The following is an 11,981-nucleotide window of genomic DNA, read 5'->3' as shown; positions in this document are numbered from 1 at the left end:
TGACGCCGATTGAATATCGGGCATCAGTCCTAAAGGCCGCTCAATGACATGTCCTAATTTTGGGGTTCATATCATTTTAACTTACAATCCGTCCGCAAAGACCGACCTGTTTTGCCAGAAATAATCGATTCCTGAATAAATGGTGAAGACCACCGCGATGTAAATCAAGATTTGACCAAGTGGGAAGTCCACCAATCCAAATGGCCATTCCTTCAAGTACAGGAAAACAATGGCAAACATTTGAGAAAAAGTCTTAATCTTACCAGGCCAAGCGGCTGCTAAGACCTTACCGTTGTTTTCGACAATCAAAGTCCGCAAACCAGTCACAGCCAATTCACGGATGACGATCACGGCCGTGACCCAAGCTGGCACTTGGTGGTAAGCCGTCAAGTAGATTAAGGCGGTCATCACCAAGAGCTTATCAGCTAGTGGATCGAAGAATTTACCAAAATTAGTCACCAAACCTTGGCGTCGAGCAATCTGTCCGTCCAAGAAGTCAGTGATGCAGGCGACAGCAAAGACGATTGCTGCAACCATCCATGCCAGCGATAAGTTCAAGTCATGGTTAACAATCGATGATGACTTTGAAAAAGCCAACGTTACCATGAAAACCGGAATCAAAATAATCCGGAAAACAGTTAATTTGTTAGGTAGGTTCATTGTTTTCTCACTTGTTCATGTTCAAAACGACGTTCCAAGTGGTTGGGTTTGATGGCAAGTTATTGACATCAATGTGCTGGTTATTCAGCGTCAAATTAATATTATTAATTTGTGATACTTGGATATTGATAATTGCCGTATTAGCAGGCAAGTCAATCGTCTGTTCGGCATTGGCAGCCAAAGTTTGGTTAAACAAAGACTTACCAGTTCCATCAGTAACCTTCAAAGTCGTTGATCCATTTTGACCCTTAGCAACCAGCTTGTGGTCAGCCGTTAACTGGCTAGCCAAGTTATAAGTTGTGGTCAACGAACCAGTGTTGGTTGTTGCAGTACCAAAGTTAATCGTACCAGACCCACTTGAAGATGAGGTCATTGATGAAGACTGCGATACGGATGATGAAGCCACTTGGACTTGGTCATTTGATCCAGAATTATCTGAACTTGAGCTGGCCCGGGTTATAACAAACCAGACGACCAATAAGATTGCCCCGATAATAATCACTAGCCAAATCTTTGGAATCCAGCCACGGAACCGTGACTTAGCTGAACCAGCATCATTAACACCAGCACGGACAACACCGTCATCATCGCGGTGAGCATATGACATTGTGTCAAAAGCATCCTCAACATTATCATCTTCTTCAAAAAGGTTTTCGGGGTTTAAGCCCAAAAACTTCCCATACTGCTTAGCAAAAGCATGGGTATAAAACGGACTTGGTAAGAGGTCCTGGTCGTCTTCTTCTAAGGCTTGGATGAATTTAGCTTGAATCTTTGTCTTTTCGGCAATCTGGTCAATGGTATAACCCTTGGCTTGCCGTGTTTCTTTTAGTTGTTGACCTGCGTCACTTGTTAAAATTTCTGCCATTTTACTACTTTTCTAACTCTAAGAGGGTTAACTTGGTTTTTGAAAAAATCTCTTGGCCAAATTCAACCACGTTTTCTAAGGAAAAATGCGTTATTAAGCTAATTTTATCAAATAGTGAGAGCTTATACAAGCTTAAATCTTCGTCTAATGCTAGGCGTTCGACTTGGTTTTGACTAGAAAGCATTTGACCAGCTAAGGCCTGCTTGATTCTAAGGAAGTCAGCACTGCTACCTTCCAAAACTTGAACCGCCTCTTCTAACCGATTCGTCAAAACCTTTTGTAGTTCCTCACGATGGTCCCCCTCATCAAAGAACAGCAAGTTTTGATAAGCACCCACCAGGCCATACTCATAGTCAAAACTATCAGTCAAAACGCCTGCTTGGTACCAGTATTGGTACCAGTCACTTTGTTCCCCAAAGACTAAATCAAGGGTCACTTCTGCTAAGAGCTTTCGAGTTACAATGGTTCGGTCCGACATCTCTTTTTCTGGTTCGGTCAACCGAAGACCATAAGCAGTCTTTTTCAACGCCACCGGCATATTAACTTTGGCCCTGAAACTTTCTTGGTCAGCCAACTGGACCTGGTCCACTGTCACCGGCACAATCGGACGGGCCAACTGAGCCTGTTGGTCTTTAATTAATTGCCGAATAGCCTTAACATCAAAGTCCCCAGCCACCACCAAGGTCAAGTTATTAGCTTGGTAAAAAGTCCGATGGATTTCGTATAATAAGTCAGCAGTAATTTGCTGGAGGCTTTCTTTTGTACCAGCAATATCTTGGCTGATTGGTGAATTTGGGTAAAGCTGGCCAATAATTCCTTGGTATAGTTGCCAATCCGGGTCATCTTGGTAAAGTTTGATTTCTTCTTCAATGATGCCCCGCTCGCGAGCAACTTTCGCCTCATCAAAGTATGGCTCTTGGACAAACTGTAATAACCAGGCTAAGTTTTCACTAAGGTTTGAAGTGGCGGTAAAGTAGTAGCTAGTTTGGCTAGGGCCAGTAAAGGCATTAGAATCTGCCCCCAAGTCCGTGAACCTAACCAGCGCATCCCCTTCTTTTTTATCAAAGAGCTTATGCTCTAAAAAGTGAGCAGTCCCAGCCGGAACCGTCACTTCTTTGCCAGCCTCATTCGTAAAGCTAGTCACCAAAGACCCAAATTTGGCCGTCAATGCCCCAATAACCTGGTGGAAGCCCGGCTTTTCAACCAAGGTCACGGAGAGGCCATCTGCGGTTGTAAAGGTTGTTACCCCCTCTTTTATCTCTGCAACCATTAGTCGCCCTCCTTAGGTACTAAGACAAAGTCCGTTTGCAAATGCAACCCCGCCGCCACCTGCTTAATATCGGCAGCCGTCACTCGGTCAATCCCTGCCAAAAAGTCTGCCTCAGCAAGTCGCTGGCCCGTCATTTGCCCGTTCAAAACCGTTTTTGCCAGCAAGCCAACCCGGTCAGCTTGCAGGTGGTAGATATTTTTCAAAGTCTTCTTCGCTTGAACTAAGTTTCCTTCGCTCAACCGACCAGCCCCTAGGTCTGCCAGCTGAACCTGGACTAGTGACCGGAGCTTAACTAGCTCAACATCATTAAAGCCGGCCACCACCGTCACAATACCAAGGTCTGTTTGCAACTTGGAATAAACACTGTAAGCCAGACTATTCTTTTCACGAACTTCCGTAAAGAGCCGGCTAGTTGGGCCAGAACCAAATAAGGTATTAAACACTAAGGTGGCAAAGTAGGTCTGGTTATTGCCAAGCTGAAAGTCTGAACCAAGCTGGTAATGTTGAACTAAGACCGCCTGGTTTAAGCCGGGCTTGGTTATCGTCTTTTCTCGCTGCTTTTGCAAGGCCACTCGCCCGATAACCGGCTGATAACCAACTAGGTTTGCTGAAGGAACCGGCCACTTTTTAACACCACCAGTCACCACATCCCCATCAATGTTACCAACGACCGTGACAACTACCTGATCTTCAGCAAGCATATGCTGCTGGGCCTGGCGGAGGTCTTCAAGGGTTAAGGCTTGGACATCCCGGAAGTCGCCAATCACCGATTCTTCTAAGCTTTCATCTTCAAAAAGACCCTGGCGGGCTAAGTCTAAGGCAACAGTTTCCTTATCGTCTTTTCGGGCTAGAATTGCTTGCAGCAAGTTCTGCTTTTCTTGGTAAAAAATGGCTTGAGCATTTGCTTGGTTTTCCCAATCAAAACCAAAGACCATTTCTTCTATGAAGGCTAGGCCGTCCTGAACGATGTCAGCTGAATTTGGCAACAGCCCTGGCTGAACCACTTCCAAAGAAGCCGTCACTAAGTTGTTTTCACCATAGCCACTCACCCGGGTCCGGAAGTCGGCTCCAAAAAGATCGATTAACTTTTGGGCAACTGCCTGTTGATTAGGGTATCGCTTGGCCGAAACGGCCATTAAGTAAGACAGCAGCGACCGAGCCGCCGTTGCCTTTGGCCGTGCTTTTTGAATAAAGTTCACAGCGAGGTGCACTGTTTTAAATTGACTACTTTGCTGGTGCAGGACCGTTAGCCCTGGACCGATTTGATAAGTTTTTAGCATATTCCTATCTTACAAGACTTCGACTCGAATTTGTCAAAAAAATCGATCATGGCTACAAAACAAGTCGACAGTTATTTCCACCAAATAAAAAAACGCCCGTAGGCGTTTTTCTGAACCATCAATTTTTAGCAAACCACTTATCCTCAAGTTGCTTAATGTAACCTGACTTTTGCAAGGCTGCTAATTCCTTATTAACATTTTCCCGAAGCTTCTTGTCTCCCTTACGGAATCCAACAACATCCTCAGTCTGGTCAAAACCACCTGTCAAAATCTTGTAATCGCCAGGGTTAGCTTGGTGGTTAATATAATAGCGGGCATAGTCTTCATCGACCAAGATTCCCTTAATCCGGTTCGCATTCAAATCGGTAAAGGCCTTATCAAAGGTATCGTATTCAACTGGCGTCTGGTTTTTAATGTACTGTTTCAACAGCTTAGGACTGCTGTTTAACATCGTTTCCCCAGAAGACCCAGTCTGAACACCCAAGACTTTGCCAGACATATCAGCAAAGCGATTAATCCCATCAGACTTTTTCACGACAACGGCCATCGTGACCTTGTGGTAAACATTTGAGAAGGCCACCTGCTTGGCCCGCTCTGGCGTCTTGGTATAACCGTTCCAAATGGCATCGATGTTACCAGTATTTAACTCGGTTTCTTTCATCGACCAATCAATTGGCTGCCAGTTGACCTTAATGCCTAATTTAGCAAAGACCTTATCGGCCAAATCGATATCAAAGCCTTCTAGCTTACCTTCCTTATCACGGAAGCCCATTGGGACAAAGGTATCATCTAAACCAATCGTAATCGTCTTATCAGTCTTAATTTTCGACCAAGTATCTTTGGTATCAGAAGAAGATGAATCCTTTGGCTTGGATAGGAAAGCAACACAGAAAGCGACAACGGCGAAGAAAGAAAGAATCACCGCCGTGTTGACAATAATTTTTTTCTTCATCGAAATCATCCGCGGTTCACCTCTTTTTCAAAGTCAAAGCTGGTATCAGCGACTTGGTCAGCAAACGGCAAGTCGTGCGTAACAACCAACTGAGTGACACCGGCCTTTTTCAAATCTAACATCACCTGGACCACCTGCTTCGTCGTCTTTTCATCCAAACCGGAAGTTGGTTCATCATAGGCGATAATTTGAGGGTCCATTGCCAAGGCCCGGGCAATCCCAACCCGCTGCTTTTGCCCACCAGATAACTGGTAAGGGTACAAGTCAGCTTGGGCAGTCAGACCCAATGTTTCTAACAAGTCATCAGCCTTTTGGTTGGCTTCTTGTTCGGACAATTTCTTAACCGAAGTAGGGGCCAAAGTAATGTTTTTCCGAACTGTCAAATGTGGGAACAAGTTAAAGTCTTGGAAAATCAGACCGATTTGTGCGGCCGCTTTAGGGTCACCAATTTGATAAGTCTGGTCATTGACCGTAATCTGACCAGATTCGGCTTGTTCCAAGCCCGTTAAGGTCTTAATCAGAGTCGTCTTTCCTGAACCAGATGGACCCAGGACCGTCAGGATTTCACTGTCTTGCAGTTGCAAAGACAAGTCTTTAAAGATGACATTGTCACCGTATGATTTTGATAAGTTTTCGATTTTAATCATCGCTTACCTCCAAATGTTCAAGCGCTTTTCGCTTGACCGTAAGAGCAAGGTTACAACTGCAACCATGATTAGGTACATCACCCCAACGATTAAGTATGGAATAAGGGAAACATCACGACTAGCCGCAATCGATCCGGCCCGCAAGATATCGCCCAAGCCAATCACATATATCAGAGAAGTATCTTTAACCAAGTTGACGACTTCGTTTCCAAATGACGGAACAATAATCTTAATTACTTGGGGCAAAACAACCTTAAAGAAAGTTTGTACCTTGCTTAAGCCAAGGACTTGGGCGGCATCGAACTGGCCCTTTGGAATGGCTTGTAGGCCACCGCGGAAAATTTCTGCCAGGTAGGCTGCATAGTTAATGACAAAGGCAAAGGCCGCCGCGTCAAAGCGGGAGAAAGATACCCCAACCATTGCCAAACCGTAGTAGATAAAAATCAACTGAAGCAAAAGTGGCGTTCCCCTCATTAACCAAACATAGCCGTTGATTAGCCAACGAATACTAAAATAATGCGACCGCATCCCAAGGGAGACCAGGATACCAAGTGGAACTGAGCCAATGATGGTAATGAAAAAGATTCCCAATGTCATTTGTAAACCGGAAGCAATCCCCGGTAGTACTTCAAAAAAGTATTTCATCTCAAATTCCTCACTTTGCCACTTTTACGTTGAAACGAAAAAACGCCCTCTAAGTACAATTGTACTTAGAGGGCGAATAATCGCGGTCCCACCTCATTTACGCTCATCAAAAAATGAGCCTCAAGGGTACTTAGTTATTAAATACCCGGTGTTTTAACGGACACAACCGGCACTACCTACTGAATTCAATAGCGCACTCCTAGGTGTGGTTCACAGCAATGTCCTGCTTACTCGCAATTCCCGTAAGCTTTCTGAAAGAAACATCACCGCTACTCTCCTAGTCAACGTTTTAATTACCGTCATTATACCCAGCTTATTCAGAAATTGCAAACACTTTATCCCAATCGTTGGAATAAGGACCAAGATGGGTAGTAAAAAATCGCTGCAATTACTAAGTTCAAAGCCGCCGTTGGAAAGACATCGCCAACCACAAAGGCCGCTGGCGTCAAATTATTTAAGTTAATAATGACACCCGCAAAGTAAGTCACACCAAGGTAAACAATCATACCAACTAAGAGCAGCAAAAGACCCGACATTACCCGTTCATCAAAGTAAGGACGGAGACGGTCCATCACAATCGCCGCTGCCAAAAAGGCCACCGTATAAGTCCCGAAAATACCCGTGTAATAAACATCAAAGAGCATTCCTAGCAAGACAACGTAGACATAAAAAGGAATCTTATCCGTGATTTCAAACTGAATCCCGTAAAAAATCCAAATTAAAGTCAGCATCGGTACAATATGAAGTTGTGAGTACAACAACCAACTCCCAAAGGCCGACATAATATTCCCATCAAGGAAAAACAGTAAGAACAGCATCAAAGGATAGATTAGTTGTAAGCGAATAAACTGCCAAACTGACATTTTATGACCCTACCTTTGTTTTAGCAAGCAAAACGGTATTAATTCGGCTCAAGTCAGACGCCGGCTTGATATAAACCTTGCTCGTCAAACCATAGTCATCAGTCTGAACCTTTTCAACCGTTCCGACCAACAAGCCGGATGGCATCAAGCCACCCAAGCCAGAGGTGGTAACTGGGTCACCAACCTTGGTATCTTGAGTGTTCGTAATATTTCCCATTACCAACAACTTTTGGCTTGAATCATAATCTGTTACCAAGCCATTCACATCGCCAGCACTGTCTTTGACAACAATGGCAAAACGGTTTGAGTCTTCACTAGTATCAGAAATCAAGGTAACCTTTGAGTTAACCGTGTTCACTTCTGAAACCCGACCAATCAAACCAGAGTCACCCATAACTGGCATGCCCTTGGCAACACCAGCCTTAGAACCCTTGTTAATAACAAGCTGTGACTGCCAAGTGGTTGGTGACCTTGAAATCGTTACGGCTGAGAAAGTATCGTAGTCCGTCAGCGTTGCTTGAAGCTTCAACTGCTTCTTCAACGAAGCGTTTTCTTCTTCCAAACTCTGTTCACGCACTTGCGTTTGGGCATAACCATCTAGCTTAGCCTTCAATTTCTTGTTTTCATCAAAGGTTGAAAGCAGGTTTGACAATGAGTTTGCCCGTGTTTCAATTGCGTTGGTTGGGGCGGAAATTACCCGAGAAACACTTCCAGACAAGTCATTGACCATCCGCTGAAAAAGTGGTGGTGTATTGGTTTTTTTCGCCCACCAGTTTGACCCCAAAATCATACCAACAATAATGAAGAACCCAACCATTAAAATAACGACGGTTCGGGATGAAAATAATTTTTTCATGGAATAACCTTTCAAAGCATTCCGTCTTGAAAAGAAAAGCGTAGCGCAAGCGCTACGCCTTTGACGGGAAAGTTAGTCGAATTAGTTTTGTGACAAAACATCGAGTGACTTCAATGATTCGCCAACTCCCTTAACGACAGCGTCCAATGGGTCTTCAGCAACAATTACTGGTACCTTGGTAATTTGTTCAATCATGGTTGCAAGGCCACGCAATTGGGCCCCACCACCAGTCAAAACCATACCGTGATCAATCACATCAGCTGAAATTTCAGGCTGAGTTGATTCAAGCGTTTCACGGATAGCATTTACAATTTCGTTAACAGGGTCTTGGATGGCCTTTGAAATATCTTCGGCGCTAACATTAACAGTCTTAGGAAGACCAGTCAACAAGTCACGACCACGGGCTTCTGTCCCTTCCATGGTCTTAGCATCTTCAAGTGAAACCGTTCCGACTTCAATCTTCAAAGCTTCGGCAGTTGTTTCACCAATGGCCAAGTTATAGTTATTACGGATTGCTGAAACGATTGCTTCGTTCAAGCGGTCTCCGGCAAAACGAGTTGACCGTGAAGCCACAATTCCACCAAGTGAAATCGTTGCAACATCAGTCGTTCCACCACCAAGGTCAACAACCATTGAACCGGTTGGCTCCATAACTGGCAAACCGGCACCAATTGCTGCTGCAAATGGTTCTTCAATAACATAGGCATCACGTGCACCGGCAACTCGAGCTGCATCAATAACAGCGCGACGTTCAACGGCAGTGATTCGTGCAGGAACACCAACAGTTACGAAAGGCTTTCCAACACGACCACCAAGGGCCTTTTGCAAGTAATAAGAAATCATTGCAACGGTCGTTTCATAATCAGCAATCACACCATCGCGCATTGGGCGGATAGCAGCAATACTTGCTGGCGTCCGGCCAAGCATTTCACGGGCTTCTTCCCCAACTGCGATTACTTCTTGCGTTTCAGTGTTACGAGCTACGACTGATGGTTCGCGCAAAACAATGCCCTTGCCTTCAACGTATACATAAGTATTCGTCGTTCCTAAATCGATACCGACGTTATGTTGTCCAAATGATAATGCCACAATCTTGCCTCTCAATGAAGCCGACCCAAATTTAGGCCGGCAGGTATTTATTATATATTTTACTTGCCTATTATTGTAGCATACTTTGCCTAATCTGACAGGTTATTTTGCACGAATATAGGTTACTTGCCCACCCGGGTGGGCAATTCCCCTAACTGCATTTTGGTAAGGAAAAGAAGACCACGCTTTTTGAAAGGCTGGAAATTCAGTTGGCGTTACTTTGATTTCTTCTAGGTTTCCGTCTCTTAAATCCATTAGTACCTGCTCATAATCCATTAATACTTTCCTTCTTTCAAAAATTCTGCTACTTTTTCATCGGCAATTTCTAAGGCCTGTTGGCCATCAATCCATTCTAACCCAGGAATTTGGTGGCGCCAATAGGTTAGTTGTCGCTTAGCATACCGCCGAGAATCCTGCTTAATTAAAGCAACTGTTTCTGCCCAGTCAACTTCTCCTGCCAAATATGGTAACAACTCCTTATAGCCAATCCCACGACCGGCTTGGAGGTCTATGCCACCATGACTCGCCAGCAACTTCCCCTCTTCTAGTAAACCGTGGTCGACCATTAAATCAACCCGAGCATTAATCCGGCTATATAAGGTCCCTCGGTCCCAATCTAAGGCTAAGACGAGAGCATCATAATTTGGCCTTTCCACTGTTTTCTCTCGCTTACCATGCTTGGCAATTTGAATAGCTCGGACCAGCCGAGCCTTATTTTGCCAGTCAAAGTTTGGACTGAGATTTTCAGGTTTTAAGTCTTTTAACTGCTGCTGTAATGCTGGCACAGATAAATGATTCAGCGCCGCTTGTTCTTCTGGGTCAGACCCCTTAAATTCTAGTGGCTGGTCACCTAAGAGTGCTTTTACGTAAAAACCAGTTCCACCAACCACTACTGGTAACTTTCCACGCTGAACACAGCCTTCAATGGCCTGGTCAGCAACCTGGATAAAGTCGGCCACTGAAAAATCTTCCGTCAACTCGGCCACATCAATTAGGTGGTGTACAACCCCCTTTCGTTCAGCCACTGGTGTTTTAGCCGTTCCAATATCAAGGCCTCGATAGACTTGAAGCGAGTCGGCCGAAATAATTTCACCGTTATATTTTTTAGCCAAATCGATGGCTAAGTCCGATTTGCCTGAAGCAGTTGGCCCGGCAATCACAATTATTTTAATCGCTGACATCTTGGCTCCTTAAAACTAGGGATTTACAAACGCCTCTATTTCCATGATAATAGAAAGGAAAAAGGAGGGTATTATGAAAAAACAATTTAAAGTTGGATTTTTGACAGGTGTACTTGGTTCAGCAATCGCTGCAGCTTCTGCTGGCTTTGGCTACAAGAAGCTTGTTAAGCGGCCCCAAGAAAAGGAACAAGAAAACTACGAAGAAGTTTCAAAGGCAGCAATCCGCAAGTCTGTCTCAGCTCACCAAGCCCGCTTCTAACAAAAAAGAATCGCCCAAGCGATTCTTTTTTTATGCCTTCTTTTGGGCCGTTAACATCCGGTAACCACCGGCCATTAAGTAAATATTTTCTTTTGCAATCCCCTCTTTACGAAGGCGCTTGGCCACAGAAACAGCACTTTGCAAAGTGTCCCCATACAAGTAAATCTTAGTATCGCGGCGCAAGCCTGACTTACCTTGGCTAAATGAAAGGGCTGGCATGTTCCGAGCCCCCTTCAAATGGTGGCGCTTAAATGGATCCTTATCACGGACATCAATTAATTGGCCACCATTTTCCTGTTGGTCCTTCACAAATACTTCTGCCTTTAAAACAGAGCCACGTGAATTACCCAAAAGTCGGGTAAAGAACCGGCTTAAGACATAGAAGACAAACCAAAAGAATAGTACCAGCGTAATTATATATAAAATCGTCATTGATAGTGCTCCATTAAATTAATATAAAACTATTATACCCGAATAATGAAGCGAAACACAATTTGAATTTGTCAATTAATTAGGCAAAGACCTGGTTAATTTCATGAATTGCTTGGTGGTCAAACAAGACCTGGCCGTGTTCAGCCAAAACTGCAATATTCAAAGTCGAGAACTTACCAAACTCAACCATTGTTGATGTCAGCAAGTTATATTCCGTACTGGTTAGCTTAGCTTCCCTTGAATCCAAAGCAAAATAGTACTGGTCTTCATATAAGTAAACAGAAGACTGTCCTTTAAACATATTCAACCTGTCAGCCAACGCCAAAACCTGGTCAAAATTCTTCAAGGCCACCAAGTCTAAGCTACCGGAAAATGGCTTATCATTAGCATCATCTTCACGGTCATCCCGTGACATCAAAGCCATCTTTTGGTCAAATGACAAGTCATCAATTGCTTCCTTGTTGGCAGAATCCACTTGGTTTTCTTCACCAGGAAAAGCAGCAATTCGCTCAAGCAAATCGTTCAAGGCATCTTCACTATCAACTCGTGAAATGAAGAGTTCTAAGCCGTTTTGGTTAGGTAATACTTGAAAGGAAACCTTATCATTATCCACGAAGTCCTGCCCACCATCTAATTCGGACAAAATATTGTAGAAAAATGACTCAATCTTACTCCGATCACTTAACAGGTCGCGAACGGAAGTACCACGATCCTGCAAGTCCTCGTTTTCAATCATCACGCGAATTGTATTGTCGTTAATTCTTTCCATTTCCATTAGCATTCACCTCAACTTCGATTAACAAGCTGGAAACCAAAGTATCCTTGTTACTATTTACTACATTTTAAACGTAATTTGAATAAAAAACAACAGGGAAACCGTTTCTGATTCCCCTGTTGTCTTCTATATATGTACAGGCATCGCGTCGTCCTATCCTCGCAGCCAGCGTTCCGGCAACTACTTTCGGCGCTCTAGAGCTTAACT

Annotated in this window: 15 protein-coding genes and 1 other annotated feature; of the genes, 1 reads left to right on the top strand and 14 read right to left on the bottom strand. The window is 44.1% G+C overall.

Annotation, left to right across the window (positions count from 1 at the left end; translation table 11 throughout):
• Positions 1 to 81: 81 nt before the first annotated feature.
• From pgsA to miaA, 12 genes are all read right to left on the bottom strand, one after another.
• Positions 82 to 660, bottom strand: a complete 579-nt coding sequence (gene pgsA, locus AC5162_RS06215) for a CDP-diacylglycerol--glycerol-3-phosphate 3-phosphatidyltransferase (RefSeq protein WP_496534390.1) — start codon at positions 658 to 660, stop codon at positions 82 to 84.
• A gap of 7 nt (positions 661 to 667) precedes the next feature.
• On the bottom strand, positions 668 to 1,525 hold the full coding sequence (locus AC5162_RS06210; RefSeq protein ID WP_496534389.1) for a helix-turn-helix domain-containing protein: 858 nt from the start codon (positions 1,523 to 1,525) through the stop codon (positions 668 to 670).
• Positions 1,526 to 1,529: 4 nt separating this feature from the next.
• Positions 1,530 to 2,795, bottom strand: a complete 1,266-nt coding sequence (gene yfmH, locus AC5162_RS06205) for an EF-P 5-aminopentanol modification-associated protein YfmH (RefSeq protein ID WP_496534388.1) — start codon at positions 2,793 to 2,795, stop codon at positions 1,530 to 1,532.
• On the bottom strand, positions 2,795 to 4,075 hold the full coding sequence (yfmF, locus tag AC5162_RS06200; protein WP_496534387.1) for an EF-P 5-aminopentanol modification-associated protein YfmF: 1,281 nt from the start codon (positions 4,073 to 4,075) through the stop codon (positions 2,795 to 2,797). The genes yfmH and yfmF overlap by 1 nt, the downstream gene beginning before the upstream one ends.
• Positions 4,076 to 4,193: 118 nt before the next feature.
• Complete coding sequence (locus AC5162_RS06195; protein WP_496534386.1) at positions 4,194 to 5,036, bottom strand: amino acid ABC transporter substrate-binding protein; 843 nt, start codon at positions 5,034 to 5,036, stop codon at positions 4,194 to 4,196.
• Positions 5,033 to 5,674 carry an amino acid ABC transporter ATP-binding protein gene (locus tag AC5162_RS06190; RefSeq protein ID WP_496534385.1) on the bottom strand — a complete coding sequence of 214 codons (642 nt, stop codon included), beginning with the start codon at positions 5,672 to 5,674 and terminating at the stop codon, positions 5,033 to 5,035. The genes AC5162_RS06195 and AC5162_RS06190 overlap by 4 nt, the downstream gene beginning before the upstream one ends.
• Positions 5,675 to 5,677: 3 nt before the next feature.
• Positions 5,678 to 6,319, bottom strand: a complete 642-nt coding sequence (locus AC5162_RS06185; RefSeq protein ID WP_496534384.1) for an amino acid ABC transporter permease — start codon at positions 6,317 to 6,319, stop codon at positions 5,678 to 5,680.
• Positions 6,320 to 6,384: 65 nt separating this feature from the next.
• Positions 6,385 to 6,613, bottom strand: a binding site (T-box leader).
• A 41-nt stretch (positions 6,614 to 6,654) separates the two neighbouring features.
• Positions 6,655 to 7,182: a rod shape-determining protein MreD gene (gene mreD / locus AC5162_RS06180; protein ID WP_496534383.1), complete on the bottom strand. Its 528-nt coding sequence runs from the start codon at positions 7,180 to 7,182 to the stop codon at positions 6,655 to 6,657.
• Between the two features lies 1 nt (position 7,183).
• On the bottom strand, positions 7,184 to 8,038 hold the full coding sequence (mreC, locus tag AC5162_RS06175) for a rod shape-determining protein MreC (RefSeq protein ID WP_496534382.1): 855 nt from the start codon (positions 8,036 to 8,038) through the stop codon (positions 7,184 to 7,186).
• An 81-nt stretch (positions 8,039 to 8,119) separates the two neighbouring features.
• Positions 8,120 to 9,127, bottom strand: a complete 1,008-nt coding sequence (locus tag AC5162_RS06170; protein WP_496534381.1) for a rod shape-determining protein — start codon at positions 9,125 to 9,127, stop codon at positions 8,120 to 8,122.
• A 102-nt stretch (positions 9,128 to 9,229) separates the two neighbouring features.
• Complete coding sequence (gene ykzS / locus AC5162_RS06165; protein ID WP_496534380.1) at positions 9,230 to 9,403, bottom strand: protein YkzS; 174 nt, start codon at positions 9,401 to 9,403, stop codon at positions 9,230 to 9,232.
• A complete protein-coding gene (gene miaA, locus AC5162_RS06160; RefSeq protein WP_496534379.1) occupies positions 9,403 to 10,308 on the bottom strand; it encodes a tRNA (adenosine(37)-N6)-dimethylallyltransferase MiaA in 906 nt (301 codons plus the stop codon). The genes ykzS and miaA overlap by 1 nt, the downstream gene beginning before the upstream one ends.
• A 73-nt stretch (positions 10,309 to 10,381) precedes the next feature.
• On the opposite strand from miaA, the gene AC5162_RS06155 reads away from it, so the two are divergent.
• The gene (locus tag AC5162_RS06155; RefSeq protein ID WP_496534378.1) at positions 10,382 to 10,567 is read left to right on the top strand and encodes a DUF3042 family protein; all 186 of its coding nucleotides are present in this window, start codon (positions 10,382 to 10,384) and stop codon (positions 10,565 to 10,567) included.
• A 30-nt stretch (positions 10,568 to 10,597) separates the two neighbouring features.
• Here AC5162_RS06155 and AC5162_RS06150 read toward each other — a convergent pair whose 3' ends face one another.
• Entirely contained in the window at positions 10,598 to 10,999 is a 402-nt protein-coding gene (locus AC5162_RS06150; RefSeq protein WP_496534377.1) for a rhodanese-like domain-containing protein, read from the bottom strand.
• Positions 11,000 to 11,078: 79 nt separating this feature from the next.
• Entirely contained in the window at positions 11,079 to 11,774 is a 696-nt protein-coding gene (locus AC5162_RS06145; RefSeq protein ID WP_496534376.1) for an adaptor protein MecA, read from the bottom strand.
• Positions 11,775 to 11,981: the final 207 nt, after the last annotated feature.

The sequence above is a fragment of the Fructobacillus sp. ChS1-6f1-1-27 genome (assembly GCF_059579415.1).
The sequence above is the reverse complement of the archived record's forward strand: the minus strand, read 5'-3'. Positions and strand labels throughout refer to the sequence as shown.

Excerpts from the sequence above, each read along its gene's own strand:
- AC5162_RS06190 (WP_496534385.1), bottom strand. The coding sequence starts at position 5,674 with ATGATTAAAATCGAAAACTTATCAAAATCATACGGTGACAATGTCATC.
- yfmH (WP_496534388.1), bottom strand. The coding sequence starts at position 2,795 with ATGGTTGCAGAGATAAAAGAGGGGGTAACAACCTTTACAACCGCAGAT.
- AC5162_RS06195 (WP_496534386.1), bottom strand. The coding sequence starts at position 5,036 with ATGATTTCGATGAAGAAAAAAATTATTGTCAACACGGCGGTGATTCTT.
- AC5162_RS06155 (WP_496534378.1), top strand. The coding sequence starts at position 10,382 with ATGAAAAAACAATTTAAAGTTGGATTTTTGACAGGTGTACTTGGTTCA.
- yfmF (WP_496534387.1), bottom strand. The coding sequence starts at position 4,075 with ATGCTAAAAACTTATCAAATCGGTCCAGGGCTAACGGTCCTGCACCAG.
- AC5162_RS06145 (WP_496534376.1), bottom strand. The coding sequence starts at position 11,774 with ATGGAAATGGAAAGAATTAACGACAATACAATTCGCGTGATGATTGAA.
- AC5162_RS06210 (WP_496534389.1), bottom strand. The coding sequence starts at position 1,525 with ATGGCAGAAATTTTAACAAGTGACGCAGGTCAACAACTAAAAGAAACA.
- mreD (WP_496534383.1), bottom strand. The coding sequence starts at position 7,182 with ATGTCAGTTTGGCAGTTTATTCGCTTACAACTAATCTATCCTTTGATG.
- pgsA (WP_496534390.1), bottom strand. The coding sequence starts at position 660 with ATGAACCTACCTAACAAATTAACTGTTTTCCGGATTATTTTGATTCCG.
- ykzS (WP_496534380.1), bottom strand. The coding sequence starts at position 9,403 with ATGGATTATGAGCAGGTACTAATGGATTTAAGAGACGGAAACCTAGAA.
- miaA (WP_496534379.1), bottom strand. The coding sequence starts at position 10,308 with ATGTCAGCGATTAAAATAATTGTGATTGCCGGGCCAACTGCTTCAGGC.
- AC5162_RS06185 (WP_496534384.1), bottom strand. The coding sequence starts at position 6,319 with ATGAAATACTTTTTTGAAGTACTACCGGGGATTGCTTCCGGTTTACAA.
- AC5162_RS06150 (WP_496534377.1), bottom strand. The coding sequence starts at position 10,999 with ATGACGATTTTATATATAATTACGCTGGTACTATTCTTTTGGTTTGTC.
- mreC (WP_496534382.1), bottom strand. The coding sequence starts at position 8,038 with ATGAAAAAATTATTTTCATCCCGAACCGTCGTTATTTTAATGGTTGGG.